The following is a 17337-nucleotide window of genomic DNA, read 5'->3' on the forward strand; positions in this document are numbered from 1 at the left end:
TTATGCGATACTCCGCGCCGCAAAACAGCACTGAGCCAAAGCCCGCGAGTTTACAGGTCGTACGCCGGAAAGAAATCCTCGGCATCACATGCGGACCACTCAGCGGAACGCATCAACCGCCCTTGACAAGTATCAAAGTCATCGGCATGATTCGCGGCCTATTTTGTTAGCTATTTCCCAAGTCTTTCGAGGAGCTCGACGGTGGCCAACTCACCTTCCGCCAAAAAACGTGCAAAACAGGCTGAGAAGCGTCGCAGCCACAACGCCAGCATGCGTTCCATGGTTCGTACCTACATCAAGAACGTAGTGAAAGCCATCGACGCTAAAGACGCTGAAAAAGCGCAAGCTGCTTATGTTCTGGCTGTGCCAGTTATCGACCGTATGGCCGATAAAGGCATCATCCACAAGAACAAAGCTGCTCGCCATAAAGGCCGCCTGAATGGCCACATCAAGGCTCTGAACCTTGCTGCTGCTGCCTAAGCGATCTGCTTGTTGAAAAACCGACCTCAGGGTCGGTTTTTTATTGCCAGCGATTTGGCTACCACACAGCTCGTTACGATGATCGCTCCCATGCGCTCCGCAGCCGACTCAAGGTACGCGGAGCGTCCGAGAATGCGTTATCACGCGGAGCGTGGGAACGATCAGATCTGTGGGCGCTTACTCAACCCCCACAGGACACCGCACCCGTCACCAGACAGGGACACCCGCACTACCAGTAATCACGGACCAGGAGCAGGCGCTGGCGCCCACGGCAAAATCGGAATTGCCGTCACAGCATTCTGAGGACTGCCCTCGATGACCCGGTCGCTATAGACCAGATACACCAGCGCATTGCGCTTGGTGTCGAGAAAACGCACGACCTGCATGGTCTTGAATACCAGCGATGTGCGCTCCTTGAACACCACATCACCGTCCTTGAGCTGCTCCTTGAAGTGGATCGGCCCTACCTGGCGACAGGCAATGGACGCCTCTGCGCGATCCTCAGCCAGCCCCAACCCACCCTTCACTCCGCCCGTTTTGGCACGAGACAGATAGCAGGTCACGCCATCGACCTTCGGATCGTCGAACGCCTCGACCACGATCCGGTCGTTGGGGCCGACGAATTTGAATACCGTCGAAACCTGACCTATCTCTTCAGCTGAAGCCAGAAATGGCAGCAACAGCAGCGCACCCAGCATCCCCTTCAACACTCGCATTGCGGCTTCCTCATAAAAGAAAACCCGACTCAGACCAGAATCAGGTTGTCACGATGAACCAGCTCAGGCTCAGCCATATAACCCAACGCATTGACGATGGTATCGGATGGCTGGCCAATGATCTTTTGCGCCTCAAGCGCACTGTAGTTACTGAGGCCACGCGCGATCTCACGACCATCTGCGGCGACACATACCACCATTTCGCCACGGCGAAAACTACCCTGAACCAGCTTCACACCCACCGGCAGCAGGCTCTTGTGACTCTCGGCAAGCGCCTTGACCGCACCATCATCCAGCACCAGCGTGCCGCGAGTCTGCAGATGACCGGCCAACCACTGTTTACGAGCCGCCAACATGCCGCGCTCGGGCGATAGCAGCGTTCCCAACTGCTCGCCAGCCTTGAGACGCGCCAGCACGCGCTCGATGCGCCCGCCGACAATGACCGTGTGCGCACCCGAGCGCGCAGCCAGACGCGCCGCTCGCAGCTTGGTCTGCATGCCGCCACGGCCCAACGCCCCGCCTGTGCCACCTGCCACTGCATCCAGCGCCGGATCGTCAGCGCGGGCCTCGTGAATCAGCTGCGCATCAGGGTTATTGCGCGGATCGGCATCGAACATACCGTCGCGGTCAGTGAGGATGACCAACAGATCGGCTTCGACCAGGTTCGCCACCAACGCGGCCAGCGTGTCGTTGTCGCCAAAACGGATCTCATCGGTGACAACGGTATCGTTTTCGTTGATCACCGGCACGACGCCCAGGTCGACCAGCGTACGCAGGGTACTGCGGGCATTGAGGTAGCGCTTGCGATCAGACAGGTCGTCATGGGTCAACAGAATCTGCGCAGTATGGCGGTCGTGCTCGGCAAAGCTGGATTCCCAGGCCTGTACCAACCCCATCTGCCCAATGGCCGCCGCGGCTTGAAGCTCATGCATGGCACTCGGTCGTGCAGTCCAGCCCAGGCGACTCATACCGGCGGCTACTGCGCCGGAGGAAACCAGAACCAGCTCGACGCCCGCCTCACGCAGCGCCACCATCTGCTCGACCCAAACACCCATCGCGTTACGATCAAGACCCTTGCCATCCGCGGTCAGCAGCGCACTTCCGATCTTCACAACCCAACGCCGGGCACCTGTCACCTTGCTGCGCATGATCTTTCAACCTTCAGCCAGAGAGTACGAATTCGACACACTAAAACGCCGCTTTCAAGCGGCGTTGTAGTTTACTTCAGTGAATCAGTCACGGACGTAAATGATTTCCGGACCATCTTCATCATCCACATCTTCTTCGTCCCAGTCATCGTCGCCGATATCGTGCACGCTCTTCACGCCGCTACGGCGCAGCGCACGCTGATCATCCAGCGCCTGCAACTGAGCGCGGGCCTCGTCTTCGATACGCTGATCCAGCTCGGCCAACTCCTCAGCATAAGCCGGGTCATTGGCCAGACGATCGGCACGATCTTCAAGGTAGCGCATGATGTCGTGACTCAGACGATCGGTGCCCTCTTTGGCAATCGCCGAGATCACGTAGACAGGACCGGTCCAGCCCAAGCGATCAACGATCTCCTGCTTGCGCTCTTCGTGCTCTTCTTCGAGGATCTGGTCGCACTTGTTCAGCACCAGCCAGCGATCCCGATCTGCCAGCGCAGGGCTGAACTTGACCAACTCGTTGACAATGACCTCAGCCGCGTCCGGCGCACTGGTTTCATCCAGCGGCGCCATGTCGACGAGATGCAGCAACAGCCGGGTACGCGCCAGGTGCTTGAGGAAGCGAATGCCAAGACCAGCGCCGTCCGATGCACCCTCGATCAAACCCGGGATGTCGGCAATGACGAAGCTCTTCCAGCGATCGACACTGACCACACCCAGATTCGGCACGAGGGTCGTGAACGGATAGTCGGCGACCTTCGGTTTGGCAGCCGATACAGAGCGAATGAAGGTGCTTTTGCCTGCGTTCGGCAAGCCCAGCAGACCGACATCTGCCAGCACTTTGAGCTCAAGCTTCAGATCACGCTGCTCGCCCGGCTTGCCCGGGGTGGTTTGGCGCGGCGCGCGGTTGGTACTGGATTTAAAACGGGTATTACCCAGGCCGTGCCAGCCGCCTTGAACCACCATCAAGCGCTGACCGGCCTTGGTCAGGTCACCGATGATTTCCTGGGTGCTGGCATCGATCACGGTAGTGCCGACCGGCACGCGCAGGACCAGCTCCTCACCTTTGCGACCGGTGCAATCGGTACTTCCGCCATTGGAGCCACGTTCGGCGTCAAAGTGACGGGTGTAGCGGTAGTCGACCAGGGTATTGAGGTTTTCGTCGGCGACCATGTAGATCGAGCCGCCATCACCACCATCCCCCCCATTGGGACCACCGTTCTCGATGAATTTCTCGCGACGGAAGCTCATGCAACCGTTGCCGCCGTCACCGGCCTTCACTCGAATGGATACTTCATCAACAAATTTCATAACGCACGCCTCCCGTCACAAAGACGAGCAAACAACATAAATTCATAAGGCTCTTGCAAAGATGAGCGTTGCGATACCGATCAAAAACCAGCGACTTCACACCACAACGGCCCACACAAACAGCTTTGCAAGAGGCTCACCAAAACCAGACCTGCTACAAACGAAAAAGCCCTGTCGTCGACAGGGCTTTTCTGCTCAGGCAGCGCGGCGGTCGTCGCAACAGCTACGCCTTCACGCTGCCTGAACGCAAGATCACGCCGCGACTGCTGCTTTCGGCACGATGCTTACATAACGACGACCGAAGGCGCCTTTAACCTGGAACTTGATCACGCCTTCGACTTTAGCGAACAGGGTGTGATCCTTACCCATGCCAACGCCGTAGCCAGCGTGGAACTGGGTGCCGCGCTGACGCACGATGATGTTGCCCGGGACGATGACCTGGCCGCCATACATCTTGACGCCAAGGCGCTTGGCTTCTGAGTCGCGACCGTTACGGGTACTACCACCAGCTTTTTTGTGTGCCATGAGTTCAATTCTCCTAGTGAGGAATTAGGCTGAAATTAAGCCTGAATACCGGTGATTTTGATCTCGGTGTACCACTGGCGGTGGCCCATACGCTTCATGTGGTGCTTACGGCGACGGAACTTGATGATGCGGATTTTATCGTGACGACCTTGGGAGATCACTTCAGCCACAACGGTTGCGCCAGCAACGACAGGAGCACCGATATTCACGTCGTCGCCATTGGCAACCAACAGAACACGATCAAAGGTAACGGATTCGCCAGTAGCGATTTCCAGTTTTTCGATCTTCAGGTATTCACCTGGGGCGACCTTGTATTGCTTGCCGCCAGTAACGATTACTGCATAAGACATGGTATTTCTCCGAAAATCCTGCTCACCCAGCTCTTTATAGGAAGAGGTATTGGCTGGCATGGCTGCATGTGGCTGGAAAGGCACGCATGCAATTGCGTAAGGCAGGTGCTGCCCAGGAAAGTTAGGGTGCGCGATTGTACGCAAGGCGCGGCCACCTTGCAAGCGGCCTTACGTCACGCCTTGACAGGCCCGGGCCTGCAACCTAGCATGCCGCGCAACCCTTCTGGAGCACGTCTCGCTGATGCAACCCCAAGCCTTCTACCGCGCTGTGGCGGACGACTTTACAGCCGTCGACCACATTATCAAGAAGCAGCTGACATCGCGCGTGCCGCTGGTCTCGAAAATCGGCGACTACATTACTTCCGCTGGCGGCAAACGCCTGCGTCCATTACTGGTGCTTCTGTGCGGCAAGGCACTGGGCAGTGGCGGCGACAGCCTGCGACTGCTGGCGGCCACCATCGAATTCCTGCACACCGCCACCCTGCTGCACGACGACGTCGTCGACATGTCCGGCATGCGCCGTGGCCGCTCGACCGCCAACGCCATGTGGGGCAATGCGCCGAGCGTTCTGGTTGGGGATTTCCTCTATTCGCGCTCATTCGAAATGATGGTCGAGCTAGGCTCGATGCCGGTGATGCAGATTCTCTCCAAAGCGACCCGCGTGATCGCCGAGGGTGAAGTGCTGCAGTTGTCGAAGGTTCGCGACGCCAGCACCACCGAAGAAACCTACATGGAAGTGATTCGCGGCAAAACAGCCATGCTGTTCGAAGCCTCGACTCACAGCGCCGCCGCCCTAGCCAACGCAAGCGCTGACGAGAGCGAAGCGTTGCGTACATTCGGTGACCATCTGGGCATTGCATTCCAGCTGGTTGACGATCTGCTCGACTATCGCGGCGATGCCGAGACCATGGGCAAGAACATCGGTGACGACCTGGCGGAAGGCAAACCGACCCTGCCGCTGATCTACACCATGCGCGAAGGCACGTCTGAACAGGCGGCACTGGTACGCAAGGCCATTCAGAAAGGCGGCCTGGAGGACCTCGACAGCATCCGTGAAGCGGTCGAAAACTCAGGTTCGCTGGATTACACCGCCAGGCTGGCTCGCGATTATGTCGCTCGCGCCATCGCATGCCTGGACGTCCTGCCTGCCAGCGAGTATCGCGATGCACTGATCGAGCTGAGCGAATTTGCGGTAGCCCGTACGCACTGATCCACGCCCTGCTCCACCGAAGCCCGTCCATGTGACGGGTTTTTTGTGCCTGGCGATTTAGGCCATTGCAGGAGCCCCCCCCCCCATGACCCAAATCAAACCAACCACCGAAATGCGAATAAATCTCAAATGGATCCTTGCTATTCCTAAGATAGGAATTATTCTCATTGGAATCTTTCAAGGAGTACGAACATGACTTATCTGATTGACGCCTGGCTGGACCGGCCACACCCTTACCTGCGAATTTTGCATCGCGAGACCGGCCAGGTCTGTGCCGTGCTTGAGGAAGACGCGCTGGACGAACTGCGGGATCAGGGGGACCTGGACGTAAATAGCCTCAGTTCATGCGAACCGGGGATTCAAAAGGAAATGGTGCGCAGCCTGTTTCTGTTCTGCTACGCCCGGGCGTTGCGCCCGGCGTGTGAATTACATTGAATGACTGTCAGCAAATGCACATTGCCGAGTGAACGCTTAGCGTCCACCCGGCAATGATCTGCCTGAAGCTTAGAGCTCACCGCTCGCAGCGGCTATCAAGCTTTACAAGACGTCGAGCAGCTCGACATCGAACACCAGAACGCTGTGCGGCGGGATGCTGCCCACGCCTTGAGCGCCATAGGCCAGTTCGCTTGGAACGTGCAAGCGCCATTTGCTGCCGGCCTTCATCAACTGCAGAGCTTCGGTCCAGCCAGCGATGACGCCGCCTACCGGAAATTCCGCGGGTTCGCCACGCTCGTAGGAACTGTCGAATACAGTGCCGTCGATCAACATGCCGTGGTAGTGAGTACGCACGTTGCTTTCGCGGGTTGGCTGAGTGCCTTCACCGGTGGTGATGACTTCGAATTGCAGGCCAGATTCCAGCGTGGTCACGCCTTCGCGCTTGGCGTTTTCAGCCAGGTATTGCGTGCCGGCGCCAGCAGCGGCTTCGGCTTTGGAAGCGGCCTCTGCCTGCATGATTTCGCGGATGACCTTAAAGCTGGCAGCCATTTCTTCCTGGCTGACACGGCTTGGCGTGCCACCGAAGGCATCGGTCAAACCGGCCAGGATGGCGTCCAGGCTGACACCCGGTGGCGGGTTGTCACGCAGTTGGTCGCCCAGCTGACGGCCAATGCCGTAGCTGACGCGGGTTTCGTCGGTGGACAGGTTGACTTCGGACATGATGCTGCTCCGCTTATAGAGCGCCCGAGGGCGCCCTGAACCAAAAGGCCGAGCAGCCTAGCACATTCGGTCAATCTGCCCTAAGCGGGGCAGCCGCTCTGATCCTGAGAGCGATTACACACGCGTGGGCGCGAACTCATTGGCAAGGAAGCGGATCAACCCGCGAAACGTGCCGCGCTCATCAGTGCTTGGTCAGCTTGTCCAGATAACCCATTGCAAACGCCGACACCACGAAGGTCATGTGAATGATCACGTACCACATCAGGTATTGGGGTTCGGTGTTCTTGGCATCCATGAACACGCGCAACAGATGGATGGACGAGATGGCAACGATGGAAGCTGCCACTTTCATCTTCAGCGACGAGGAGTCCATCTTGCCCAGCCAGTTGAGCTTTTCCTTGTCTTCGTCGATGTCCAGTTGCGAAACGAAGTTCTCGTAACCCGAGATCATCACCATCACCAGCAAACCACCCACCAAAGCCATGTCGATCAGCGACAGCAGGACCAGAATCAGATCGGACTCGGCCAGCGAAAACACATTGGGGATGACGTGAAAGATCTCCTGGAAGAACTTCATCGCCAGCGCCAGCAACCCCAGAGACAAGCCAAAGTAGATCGGCGCTAGCAACCAGCGCGACGTGTACATGGCATTTTCGATAAACCGTTCCATTGAAGCTCACAGATAATTGAAAGCCGCCGAGTATAGGGCGAAGGCCCATGGGCACAAGCTGCTGCGACAATATTTGAAACAATTGGGCGACCCGGAATATTGATTCGGCATGCGACGAAACCACGTTACAACCCTGATGACAGGAACAACCACGCGGCGTGCATCGATGGGGTCTTGCGCGTCAGTTGACGGGAGAAGGGCGCTGAACGCCAGAGGCGTCACTGTTGATCCTTCGCAGCTCACCTTGCAGATGAAGGCTCCAGATCGGTATTTCTTCGGCCGCTTGATAGCCGTGAAGGACCAGACTCTCGGCAATCGCGTCTAGAACGGACTCGGCGGCGACCGGACCTTGAAACGGCCCCTGAGCCTTTAAAGCAGAAGGTTGTTCTCCAGACATCCCGGCAGCAAACAGCAAGGTCCACATACCGTTATCGCCGGACAGCGGGCGAACCACACATTCGATACGGGTCAACAGACCCAGGCATTGGCGAGTAAGACAGAGACTGCGCGGCATGGCGAGCTCCTCATTGGTTGCAGTATTCATTCCCTTGAAACGGCGAAGGAAACGCGTCAGTCCCTTTGACAACTGCTGCCACCGGACAATATCGAAGAAGGACCCTGTAAGAAAAGCATGAAAACCAACAGGGCGCCGAATGGTCATTTAGCCATCAGGCGCCCTGTTGCATTGACGTCAAACGGTCAGCTTTTCAGTTCCGGCTGTAATTGTGGCGCCTCTTTTTCAAGCTCCTTGAGCTCCTCTTCGCTGAGCATTTCTGCGATATCGCGCAGGCGTTCCACCACTCGGCCGTTCACCGAGTTTTCCGGGAATTGCCCGTCTTCATCAGCCTCGCCCACGGCTTCACCCACCAGCAGACTCAGCGCCTCATCCACCTGACGTACCGCATACACGTGGAACTGCCCGGCGCGCACGGCCTGCAACACCCGCTCATCGAGCATCAGCGTCGCAACGTTGGCCTGCGGAATGATCGCCCCCTGATCACCGGTAAGCCCCCGCGCCTCGCAGAGTCGGAAGAAGCCCTCGATCTTCTCGTTGACCCCGCCCACAGCCTGCACTTCACCGAACTGGTTGATCGAGCCGGTGATGGCGAAGCATTGCTTGAGCGGGGTCTTCGACAGGGCGGAAATCAGCGTGCAGACCTCACCCAGCGAAGCGCTGTCGCCGTCTACATAACCGTAGGACTGCTCCAGCGCGATGCTTGCGGAAATCGCCAGCGGGAATTCCTGCGCGTAACGGCTGCCCAGATAACCGGTAAGAATCATCACGCCTTTGGAGTGGATCGGCTGACCCAGGTTGACCTCACGCTCGATGTCGACGATGCCGCTGCCGCCCGGATACACCGTGGCGGAAATCCGCGCGGGCACGCCAAACGCCGAATCGCCGACTTCCAGCACGGTAAGGCCATTGCACTTGCCAACCGCCGCGCCCGTGGTGTCGATCAGGATGATGCCGGCGAGCATGTCATCGAGAATCCGCGCCGACACCCGCCCGGTGCGGGTGGCCTTGGCTTTGAGCGCACGCTCGATATGACCGGCATCGGTACGCTCATCGTTGGCAAGGCTGCGAATGAAATCCGCCTCGCTGACCAACTGGAACAGGTCGCCAATGCGCGCCGACAAACGCCCCTGATGTTCGGCCAGACGCGCACTGTAAGTCGCCAGGCGCGCCACCGCATCGGCGGTCAACGGGGCCATGCCCTCCTCCGAAGTACGGGTCTTGAGCAACTGGGCGAACTGCTCCAGGCTCTCGTCGACCATGGGAATGTCTTCGTCGAAATCTACCAGCACCCGGAACATCTCCTGGAAATCCGGATCCAGGTCCTGCAGCGTGTAATACAGCGAGCGGGCCCCTATGATGATGACCTTGACCTGCAACGCAATGGTCTGCGGCGTCAGGGTCACTGTAGCGATGCGGCCCAGCTCGCCCAGCGGCGCTTCCATTTTCAGCTTGCGCGACTGCAGCGAGCGTTTCAGCGCGTCCCACACGAACGGCTCGCTGAGCATCTTCTCGGCTTCCAGAATCAGGAAGCCGCCATTGGCCCGATGAAAGGCACCCGGACGCAGCTGACGATACGTGGTGTAAAGCGCGCCCTGGTCGGTGCTGTACTCGATGCGTCCAAACAGGTTGTCGTAGGTCGGATGCGGCTCGAAGACCACAGGCGCACCGCCACTGGTGGGGTGACCGACCACCAGACTCGGGCAGTACTGCTCTTCCAGCAGCTTGCGCGCCTGAGCATCGGTTTTGCTGTCGTCGACCAATTGCTCGACCACGGTCTTGAGCAGGTTGACCTGCACTGCCTGCAGGTAGGCACAGACAGCAGCGTTTTCGGCGTACTGCTCGGACAAAGGCGCCAGCAACGGCTGCAAAGCCAGAATGATCGTTTCTTCATTGAGCTGGCGCATCTGGTTGTTGGATTCACGTTTCCACTGCGGCAGACTGGCGAGTTCTTCGTTGAGGCGCTCCTCCAGTGCCGAAATATCCGTGTGGAAGCGCTCACGACCGGCTTCCGGCAGTTGCGAAAACTCGGCTTCGTCCAGCGCCTTGCCTTCCAGCATCGGCGTGAACGCAATGTTGGTGCTGTCGCGATAAAGGGCGATGCCCTTTTCCAGCGCCAGACGCTCGATCACATCCAGCGCGCGGTCGTAGCGCTGATTGAAGGCGCGATCGATGGCGCTTTTCTTTTGCTGGTAGGACGGATGCTCGAACACCGCGGGAAATGTCGCCAGCAGGTTGTCGATCAACCCGCCGATGTCCGCAATGAACGAACTGGCGCTGCCCGGTGACAATTCAACCGCGCGCGGCTCGCGGGGGTCATCGAAATTATTGACGTAGACCCAGTCCGACGGGGTCTGCATGCGCTTGCCCTCGGCCTTGAGGTAGCGCTTGACGAAGGAGAAGCGGCCAGTACCAGGCTCGCCCATGACGAATACGTTGTAACCGGGGCGCGGCATGGCGACCCCGAACTGCAAGGCTTCGACCGCTCGCTCCTGGCCGAGCACGCCGCGAAAGGGTTCCAGATCGTTGGTTGTCGTGAAGCTGAACTGTTCAGCGGAAAAGGGACGGGTAAGCGCTTCAGGCGCAAGTCGCAAGCTGGCAGCAACAGGATCGGGCATCGGACATCCTTACATCACGCGGGGCAGATGAGGGCATTCTGGCGCTCGCCGCACCAGACTGGCAAGGCAAGAACCACCGGAATTTTCTTACGCCTGACGAGGCCGCCGACCTGCCAATACGTAAGCTTTGACTGCAACAAACAGTAATTACACACGGAACATTCGGAACGTGCCTAAACTCCAACCTGCGCGGCTGGTAACAATTTAAATAACCGGCCCCGCCTGACGCCCTTATTGGTCAGGCATCCGACCCTTGGTTGAAACAACAGAGACTAACGCTATGAAACGGATTCTTCTTGGTACTCTCCTCGCCGCTGCATCCCTGAACGCCATGGCCCAAGCCCCTGGCGGCCCGGATTGCGGCTGGGGCAACATGCTGTTCGAAGGTCAACGTGGCACACCAGCTCACTTTCTGGCCTCCACTACCAACGGCACCTCGGGCAACGCCACTTTCGGCATGACCTCGGGCACCAACGGTTGCTCCACCAACAGCGCGCTGACATACGGCGGCAAGTCCTGGATTGCCATGAACGGCATGATGGACGAGCTTTCCAAAGACATGGCCATGGGCCAGGGCGAAGCACTGACCACCTACGCGGTCGTGCTGGGCGTTGCACCGCAAGACCGTGCGCATTTCGCCGCAGTCACCCACGAGCACTATCAGCAGATCTTCAACAAGGCCGACGCTACGGCTGACGACGTGCACAGCAACACCATCGACGTCCTGAAGAACGATCCGACTCTGGCTAAATACGCAGCTCAAGCCTAAAGTCGCACCACCTGCCTCCCTCCCGGGAGGCAGGCTCATTGCTTATCGTGCAGATAAAGACCTCCGTTTACTTTTGATTAGTTGCCTTTTTATGCTCAAACGCATTGCCTGGCTGGCGCTCTGTGTCTGCGCCCCGCTTTATGCCGCGCCTCACGTCGACCCCGGTCGTTTGCAGCAACTGGCCGATTCCAGATTCTGGATTGCCATCGGCCACTATGAGTCCGGCAAGCTGGGCGGCTGGCGCAGCTATGTCGACGACCCCAAATTCTTCCTTGCCGTCAATGGCGCCCATGACCCGGAAGCCGAACTCGCCGCGACCCTCGACGCGATCTATCGGCCTGTGGTCCACGGCAAGGAAAACCTGCATCCGCAATGCGTCTATCCCTCGCGCACCCGTTTTCTGCGCGACGAGCTGAAGCTTACAGACCTGCCCGCCGTGGACTGTCAGGAATTCAACAAATGGTTTTCCGACGTGGCCCCGGACAGCACCGTATTGATCTTCCCCGCCGCGTACCTCAATAGCCCATCTTCGATGTTCGGCCACACGCTGCTGCGCATTGATCAGGCTGACGTACAGGCCAACAAGACCGCCCTGCTCAGCTACGCCATCAACTTCGGCGCCTACATCGAAGGCGCCGACAACAGCATTCTCTATGCCTGGAAAGGCCTGATGGGCGGCTATCCCGGCCTGTTCGCATTAGTGCCGTATCAGGAAAAACTCTCCGAATACCGCAGCCTGGAGAACCGCGACCTGTGGGAATACCGCCTCAACCTGACCCCGGAAGAAACCCGGCGCATGGTCGAGCATGTGTGGGAACTCAAACAGATTCGCTTCGGCTATTTCTTTTTCGACGAAAACTGCTCCTACCGCTTGCTGGAGTTGCTGCAAGTCGCGCGTCCGAGCCTGAACCTGACGCCGCAGTTTCGTCTGACCGCGATTCCGACCGATACCGTGCGCGCGGTCAAGGAGGCGGGGCTGGTGGAAAACATCGACTATCGCCCGTCCAGGGAGCGCGAGCTGCTCAGTCGCGCCGAGCCGCTCAGTCACGATGAGAAGCAATGGGTGCTCAAGGTCAGCGCCGATCAGCAATTGATGCAGAGCCCCGAATACCTCGCCGTACCGAAGGACCGTCGGGCGTTGATTCAGGACGCCGCCTACCGGCTCGAACGCTATCGCGCCAATGGCGAGGAACGCGACCCCGCCCGCTCGCAGCGCAGTTACGACCTGCTGCGGGCCATCAGCACCAATCCGCCGCCAGCCCTGGACATCGAGCGCCCAGGGCTGCCCGAAGACGGCCATGAATCACGCACCTGGCAACTGGGCGCCGGCGTCCGTGATGACAAGGCGTTCGCTGAATACGGCTTGCGCATGGCGTATCACGATCTCAACGACAACGCTTACGGCTTCCCGCTGGGCGCGCAGATAGAGATTCTGCAACTCAAGCTGCGCCAATACGAGAACAATAAGTGGCAGGTGCAGCGTCTGGACCTGGCCACCATCCGCTCTCTGACCCCGCGCAATGAATTGCTGCAACCCTGGTCATGGCAAGTGACAGGTGGCCTGGAGCGGGTATTGGGCAAACATGGCGACGAGAATCTGGTCAGCCACGTCAATGGCGGCGCCGGCGGCACCTGGAAACTGGGCGATGACGTGCTGGGGTTCGCCTTGGGCACGGTGCGCATTGAACACAACAACGATTTCGACGCGCTGATCTCACCCGCCGCCGGGTTCGATTCCGGGATTTTATGGCGCAACCCGCTGGGTAATCTGAGTGTTGAGACCAAGGGCGATTACTTCACCAACGGCGAAGTGCGGCGCACTATCAGCCTGAATCAACAGTGGGAATTGTCGCGCAATCTTGGACTGAGGCTCAGCGCACAGCGTGAGTTCAGCCAACTGACCTCGCCGGTCAATGAAGTGATGCTGGAGTTGAAGTGGTATCACTATTGAAGTGATCTGCTTTGCGCAGGGGCCAGGCGATGGCAGTGTTTTGCTACAGGCGCGTGATCACTGCGGGAGCGAATTCATTGGCCGGATGTTGGCATGCGCTACAGATTCATGTCGGCTGTGCCCGCCTCTCGCGAATGAATTCGCTGCCACAGGTCACGCGCGGCTCACGCGACTTTTGCGCTATAACCCTCTCCCTCGATCAACCCGATCACCTGCTCGGTAGCCAGCTGGCTTTGCACCTTCACCTCCCCTTTACCCAGATCAATCTGCACATCCGCAGCCGGGTCCTGAGCCTTGATCGCGTTGGTGACCGCTTTGACGCAATGCCCGCAGGTCATGCCTTGAACGTTGAATACTTGCATGGCGTGTCTCCTCGGTTGAAGGTTGTACATTCAGGTGAATACAGCCGGACGTCGACATCTTTGACCTTCCCACCGTGACAAGGTCAAGTTTGTGCTGAACCTGCCGGGCTGGTATTCGACGGTGTGCTGAGCCAAAGTGTGACATCAACGAACATCAGGAGCATCGGCCATGCGCTGGTCAGCCTTTCGCATTGCAGGTTTTATCGGTCTGTTGGCGTCCGCGTCCTGGGCTCAGGCCGGTCAGGATTATGGCGTGCTTATTATTTCGCGTGAGCGGCTCGAAATCCCTACGCCGTGCGAGATTGGCATTTTCCTTCAGGACCAGTTGATCGGTCGGCTGTTTCAGGAGGATTCCGCCTCATTCAACCTCCCGCCTGGCGATCAGTCGATCCGCCTGCGTGTGCTGGCTTCGCAGGTGCCCGGGTGCTCACCGGGTATAGAGGCGCAGAACAACACCCGCGTGCACATCAATGCTGGCGACATCCTGAAATACCGCATCGCCTCCGGGCCAAACGGGATGTATCTGAAAAAGGCTGACCTGAATTACTGATCGACCCGACACCGAGCCATTTGAACGACCGCATTCACTAGCTCGTTCTCCCGCGCCCCGGTCTGCTAACCCGTGTCAAAGCCGCCACCCTATTTCGTTTAGCAGCGAGGTCGTGGGTGGTTCCGCGCCGGATCAACTGGAAGCTCACTGACCGACGTCTGCCGCCACTGCGCGGCAGACTGCCTGTACGCGTCCAGGACTCATCCTCCCCGCTCCGTGCATAAGCAATGATTTTTTAAACTGGCTGTTGACCTTGTCCGCGTGGCAAGGTTGATTCTTGTTGGCAACCGCTTCCAAGGAGTGCCCGGAATGCCCAGTCCCGATACATTCGATCTGCCGATCACCGGCATGACCTGCGCCAGTTGCGCGGGACGCGTGGAGCGCGCATTGCGCAAGGTCCCTGGCGTAAAAAATGCCACCGTCAACCTCGCCAACGAACGCGCCCACGTAGAAGTGATCGAGCAGATAGACCCGGCCAGCCTGATCGCCGCAGTCGATAAAGCCGGCTACGGCGCCAGCCTGGAGCAGGACCCCGCCGTTCAGCAAGCCGATCAACTCAAACGCCACGACAGCGAGCGCTGGCACCTTATCCTCGCCATCGTGCTCGCCTTACCACTTGTCTTGCCGATGCTGTTGCATCCCCTGGGCGTGCACTGGATATTGCCTGCGTGGGTGCAGTTTCTTCTGGCGACACCGGTGCAGTTCTTCCTGGGTGCGCGCTTCTATGTCGCAGCCTTCAAGGCCGTGCGTGCCGGGGCAGGCAACATGGACCTGCTGGTGGCGCTGGGCACCAGTGCAGGTTACGGCTTGAGCCTGTATCAATGGCTCGCCGCCAGCCCCGGCAGCATGCCGCACCTTTATTTCGAAGCGTCCGCCGTGGTCATCGCTCTAGTGTTGTTGGGCAAATACCTTGAAAGCAGCGCCAAACGCCAGACCGCCAGCGCGATTCGGGCGCTCGAAGCGTTGCGTCCGGAACGGGCTATTCAAGTCATCGATGGTGAGGAACGGGAGGTCGCGATCAGCGCGCTGAAAGTGGGTGATCAGGTGCTGGTCAAACCCGGCGAGCGCTTTGCGGTGGACGGCGAAGTCATCGAAGGCCAGAGCCATGCCGATGAGGCATTGATCAGCGGCGAAAGCCTGCCGGTCGCCAAGCAGCCAGGCGACAAGGTCACGGGTGGGGCCATCAATGGCGAGGGTCGGTTACTGGTGCGCACGCAGGCGCTAGGTGCAGAGACAGTACTGGCGCGCATCATCCGCTTGGTCGAGGACGCACAGTCAGCCAAGGCACCGATTCAAAAGCTGGTTGATAAGGTCAGTCAGGTATTCGTCCCCGTCGTCCTGCTCGTGGCGATCGTCACGCTGGTGGGCTGGCTGATGGCAGGGGCTTCGTGGGAGGCCGCATTGATCAACGCCGTGGCGGTGCTGGTTATTGCCTGCCCCTGCGCTCTGGGGCTGGCGACACCGACGGCGATCATGGCCGGCACCGGCGTGGCAGCGCGTTACGGCATTCTGATCAAGGACGCCGAAGCCCTGGAGCGTGCCCATGAAGTCACGGCAGTGGTGTTCGACAAAACCGGCACGCTGACCTCCGGCACGCCTCAAATTGCGCACTTCAGCGCGGTCGATGGCGACGAGAATGCCTTGGTGCAACGGGCTGGCGCGCTGCAACGGGGTAGCGAACATTCGTTAGCCAAAGCGGTGCTGGACATGGCCGATGAGCGTGGTCTTACACTGGAAAATGTGAGCAACAGCCGCTCCCTGGCTGGCCGCGGCATCGCCGGTACATTGCACGGCCGCGAACTGGCGCTGGGCAATCGTCGCCTGCTGGAGGAAAGCGAACTGTCTCCCGACGCGCTTGCTGGCAGCGCTCAACAATGGGAAGCAGAAGGCCGTACGCTGTCCTGGCTGATCGAGTTGACCCCCCAACGGCAAGTGCTCGGCCTGTTCGCCTTTGGCGACACACTCAAACCGGGCGCCGCGCAAGCTATCGAACAGCTGACCGCGCGCCACATCAGTACCCACCTGCTGACCGGCGACAATCGCGGCAGCGCCAACGTCGTGGCACAGGCGCTGGGCATCAACGACGTACACGCCGAGGTCCTTCCTGCCGACAAGGCAGCGACGATTATCACGCTGAAGAAAACCGACGTGGTCGCGATGGTCGGCGATGGCATCAACGACGCGCCTGCCCTGGCTGCCGCCGACATCGGCATCACCATGGGCGGCGGCACCGATGTCGCCATGCACGCCTCGGGCATCACCCTCATGCGCGGCGACCCTCGTTTGATCCCTGCCGCGCTGGACATCAGCCGCAAGACCTACGCAAAAATCCGCCAGAACCTGTTCTGGGCCTTCGTCTACAACCTGATCGGTATTCCCCTTGCCGCCTTCGGCCTTCTCAATCCGGTGCTGGCGGGCGCAGCCATGGCGTTGTCCAGCGTCAGCGTCGTGAGCAATGCCTTGTTGCTCAAGACCTGGAAGCCGGACGACACGGGAGATAAGCCATGAACATCGGCCAAGCCGCCAAAAGCAGTGGCCTGAGTGCCAAGATGATTCGCTATTACGAGTCCATTGGCTTGCTTCCCGCCGCGACCCGCACCGACAGTGGCTATCGGTTATATGGGAAGGACGAGTTGCACACGCTCGCCTTTATCAAACGCTCCCGAGACCTGGGGTTTTCGCTGGAGGAAGTCGGCAAACTGCTGACCCTCTGGCAGGACCGCCAGCGGGCCAGCGCCGATGTGAAGGCTCTCGCTTGTCAGCACATTGCCGAACTGAATCGAAAGATCAGCGAATTGGCAGGACTGCGGGATACCTTGCTGGATCTGGTAGCGCATTGTCAGGGAGATGATCGGCCGGAGTGTCCGATATTGAGGAATTTGGAGTCGTAACTGCTCTAGATGTGCGAATAACGTCAATTGCGAAACAGTCTGCTGAACGCAATGAACATCAACACTCACAATAATTATGAAAACATCCGCCAAGCATTAACATCTTGATCCGATGCTCGC

At 58.9% G+C, this 17337-nt stretch carries 18 protein-coding genes; 8 read left to right on the forward strand and 10 right to left on the reverse strand.

Translation table 11 applies throughout. The features are described from left to right. Positions 1 to 201: 201 nt before the first annotated feature. The gene (gene rpsT / locus EC915_RS12170; protein WP_110946958.1) at positions 202 to 480 is read left to right on the forward strand and encodes a 30S ribosomal protein S20; all 279 of its coding nucleotides are present in this window, start codon (positions 202 to 204) and stop codon (positions 478 to 480) included. Between the two features lie 239 nt (positions 481 to 719). Here rpsT and EC915_RS12175 read toward each other — a convergent pair whose 3' ends face one another. The 5 genes from EC915_RS12175 to rplU form a co-directional block, all read right to left on the reverse strand. Beyond that, positions 720 to 1196, reverse strand: coding sequence for a CreA family protein (locus EC915_RS12175; RefSeq protein ID WP_133750782.1), 477 nt, complete (start codon positions 1194 to 1196; stop codon positions 720 to 722). Between the two features lie 29 nt (positions 1197 to 1225). After that, the gene (gene proB, locus EC915_RS12180; protein ID WP_133750783.1) at positions 1226 to 2344 is read right to left on the reverse strand and encodes a glutamate 5-kinase; all 1119 of its coding nucleotides are present in this window, start codon (positions 2342 to 2344) and stop codon (positions 1226 to 1228) included. Positions 2345 to 2428: 84 nt separating this feature from the next. Next, on the reverse strand, positions 2429 to 3652 hold the full coding sequence (cgtA, locus tag EC915_RS12185) for an Obg family GTPase CgtA (RefSeq protein ID WP_133750784.1): 1224 nt from the start codon (positions 3650 to 3652) through the stop codon (positions 2429 to 2431). Between the two features lie 252 nt (positions 3653 to 3904). After that, positions 3905 to 4177, reverse strand: coding sequence for a 50S ribosomal protein L27 (gene rpmA, locus EC915_RS12190; protein WP_133750785.1), 273 nt, complete (start codon positions 4175 to 4177; stop codon positions 3905 to 3907). Between the two features lie 35 nt (positions 4178 to 4212). Beyond that, positions 4213 to 4527: a 50S ribosomal protein L21 gene (rplU, locus tag EC915_RS12195; RefSeq protein ID WP_003230856.1), complete on the reverse strand. Its 315-nt coding sequence runs from the start codon at positions 4525 to 4527 to the stop codon at positions 4213 to 4215. Positions 4528 to 4768: 241 nt separating this feature from the next. Here rplU and EC915_RS12200 point away from each other — a divergent pair, with 241 nt between their 5' ends. Both EC915_RS12200 and EC915_RS12205 read left to right on the forward strand, forming a co-directional pair. Continuing rightward, on the forward strand, positions 4769 to 5737 hold the full coding sequence (locus EC915_RS12200) for a polyprenyl synthetase family protein (RefSeq protein ID WP_133750786.1): 969 nt from the start codon (positions 4769 to 4771) through the stop codon (positions 5735 to 5737). A gap of 192 nt (positions 5738 to 5929) precedes the next feature. Next, the gene (locus EC915_RS12205) at positions 5930 to 6172 is read left to right on the forward strand and encodes a hypothetical protein (protein WP_133750787.1); all 243 of its coding nucleotides are present in this window, start codon (positions 5930 to 5932) and stop codon (positions 6170 to 6172) included. A gap of 102 nt (positions 6173 to 6274) precedes the next feature. Here EC915_RS12205 and EC915_RS12210 read toward each other — a convergent pair whose 3' ends face one another. From EC915_RS12210 to EC915_RS12225, 4 genes are all read right to left on the reverse strand, one after another. Continuing rightward, positions 6275 to 6892 (reverse strand): FKBP-type peptidyl-prolyl cis-trans isomerase, encoded by a 618-nt coding sequence (locus EC915_RS12210; RefSeq protein WP_133750788.1) that lies wholly within the window; start codon positions 6890 to 6892, stop codon positions 6275 to 6277. Between the two features lie 181 nt (positions 6893 to 7073). After that, positions 7074 to 7562, reverse strand: a complete 489-nt coding sequence (locus EC915_RS12215; RefSeq protein ID WP_133750789.1) for a TIGR00645 family protein — start codon at positions 7560 to 7562, stop codon at positions 7074 to 7076. Positions 7563 to 7743: 181 nt separating this feature from the next. Next, on the reverse strand, positions 7744 to 8076 hold the full coding sequence (locus tag EC915_RS12220; RefSeq protein WP_133750790.1) for a hypothetical protein: 333 nt from the start codon (positions 8074 to 8076) through the stop codon (positions 7744 to 7746). Between the two features lie 185 nt (positions 8077 to 8261). Continuing rightward, the gene (locus EC915_RS12225; protein WP_133750791.1) at positions 8262 to 10694 is read right to left on the reverse strand and encodes a Lon protease family protein; all 2433 of its coding nucleotides are present in this window, start codon (positions 10692 to 10694) and stop codon (positions 8262 to 8264) included. A gap of 280 nt (positions 10695 to 10974) precedes the next feature. On the opposite strand from EC915_RS12225, the gene EC915_RS12230 reads away from it, so the two are divergent. After that, entirely contained in the window at positions 10975 to 11463 is a 489-nt protein-coding gene (locus EC915_RS12230; protein WP_133750792.1) for a DUF3015 domain-containing protein, read from the forward strand. Positions 11464 to 11554: 91 nt separating this feature from the next. Then, the gene (locus tag EC915_RS12235) at positions 11555 to 13414 is read left to right on the forward strand and encodes a DUF4105 domain-containing protein (RefSeq protein WP_133750793.1); all 1860 of its coding nucleotides are present in this window, start codon (positions 11555 to 11557) and stop codon (positions 13412 to 13414) included. Positions 13415 to 13578: 164 nt separating this feature from the next. Here EC915_RS12235 and EC915_RS12240 read toward each other — a convergent pair whose 3' ends face one another. Beyond that, positions 13579 to 13776 carry a heavy-metal-associated domain-containing protein gene (locus EC915_RS12240; RefSeq protein WP_133750794.1) on the reverse strand — a complete coding sequence of 66 codons (198 nt, stop codon included), beginning with the start codon at positions 13774 to 13776 and terminating at the stop codon, positions 13579 to 13581. A 169-nt stretch (positions 13777 to 13945) separates the two neighbouring features. Between EC915_RS12240 and EC915_RS12245 the strand changes: the two genes are divergently transcribed. The 3 genes from EC915_RS12245 (at position 13946) to cueR (ending at position 17217) form a co-directional block, all read left to right on the forward strand. Beyond that, entirely contained in the window at positions 13946 to 14326 is a 381-nt protein-coding gene (locus EC915_RS12245; protein ID WP_133750795.1) for a hypothetical protein, read from the forward strand. 309 nt (positions 14327 to 14635) lie between these two features. Then, the gene (locus tag EC915_RS12250; protein ID WP_133750796.1) at positions 14636 to 16834 is read left to right on the forward strand and encodes a cation-translocating P-type ATPase; all 2199 of its coding nucleotides are present in this window, start codon (positions 14636 to 14638) and stop codon (positions 16832 to 16834) included. Next, on the forward strand, positions 16831 to 17217 hold the full coding sequence (cueR, locus tag EC915_RS12255) for a Cu(I)-responsive transcriptional regulator (protein WP_133750797.1): 387 nt from the start codon (positions 16831 to 16833) through the stop codon (positions 17215 to 17217). The genes EC915_RS12250 and cueR overlap by 4 nt, the downstream gene beginning before the upstream one ends. Positions 17218 to 17337: the final 120 nt, after the last annotated feature.

Source organism: Pseudomonas sp. LP_7_YM (assembly GCF_004364435.1).
Classification (GTDB): domain Bacteria; phylum Pseudomonadota; class Gammaproteobacteria; order Pseudomonadales; family Pseudomonadaceae; genus Aquipseudomonas.

Coding starts and splice junctions, on each gene's coding strand:
- cueR (WP_133750797.1), top strand. CDS start 16,831: ATGAACATCGGCCAAGCCGCCAAAAGCAGTGGCCTGAGTGCCAAGATG.
- rpmA (WP_133750785.1), bottom strand. CDS start 4,177: ATGGCACACAAAAAAGCTGGTGGTAGTACCCGTAACGGTCGCGACTCA.
- EC915_RS12215 (WP_133750789.1), bottom strand. CDS start 7,562: ATGGAACGGTTTATCGAAAATGCCATGTACACGTCGCGCTGGTTGCTA.
- cgtA (WP_133750784.1), bottom strand. CDS start 3,652: ATGAAATTTGTTGATGAAGTATCCATTCGAGTGAAGGCCGGTGACGGC.
- EC915_RS12245 (WP_133750795.1), top strand. CDS start 13,946: ATGCGCTGGTCAGCCTTTCGCATTGCAGGTTTTATCGGTCTGTTGGCG.
- EC915_RS12175 (WP_133750782.1), bottom strand. CDS start 1,196: ATGCGAGTGTTGAAGGGGATGCTGGGTGCGCTGCTGTTGCTGCCATTT.
- EC915_RS12225 (WP_133750791.1), bottom strand. CDS start 10,694: ATGCCCGATCCTGTTGCTGCCAGCTTGCGACTTGCGCCTGAAGCGCTT.
- EC915_RS12220 (WP_133750790.1), bottom strand. CDS start 8,076: ATGCCGCGCAGTCTCTGTCTTACTCGCCAATGCCTGGGTCTGTTGACC.
- EC915_RS12230 (WP_133750792.1), top strand. CDS start 10,975: ATGAAACGGATTCTTCTTGGTACTCTCCTCGCCGCTGCATCCCTGAAC.
- EC915_RS12250 (WP_133750796.1), top strand. CDS start 14,636: ATGCCCAGTCCCGATACATTCGATCTGCCGATCACCGGCATGACCTGC.
- rplU (WP_003230856.1), bottom strand. CDS start 4,527: ATGTCTTATGCAGTAATCGTTACTGGCGGCAAGCAATACAAGGTCGCC.
- EC915_RS12200 (WP_133750786.1), top strand. CDS start 4,769: ATGCAACCCCAAGCCTTCTACCGCGCTGTGGCGGACGACTTTACAGCC.
- proB (WP_133750783.1), bottom strand. CDS start 2,344: ATGCGCAGCAAGGTGACAGGTGCCCGGCGTTGGGTTGTGAAGATCGGA.
- EC915_RS12235 (WP_133750793.1), top strand. CDS start 11,555: ATGCTCAAACGCATTGCCTGGCTGGCGCTCTGTGTCTGCGCCCCGCTT.
- EC915_RS12210 (WP_133750788.1), bottom strand. CDS start 6,892: ATGTCCGAAGTCAACCTGTCCACCGACGAAACCCGCGTCAGCTACGGC.
- EC915_RS12205 (WP_133750787.1), top strand. CDS start 5,930: ATGACTTATCTGATTGACGCCTGGCTGGACCGGCCACACCCTTACCTG.
- EC915_RS12240 (WP_133750794.1), bottom strand. CDS start 13,776: ATGCAAGTATTCAACGTTCAAGGCATGACCTGCGGGCATTGCGTCAAA.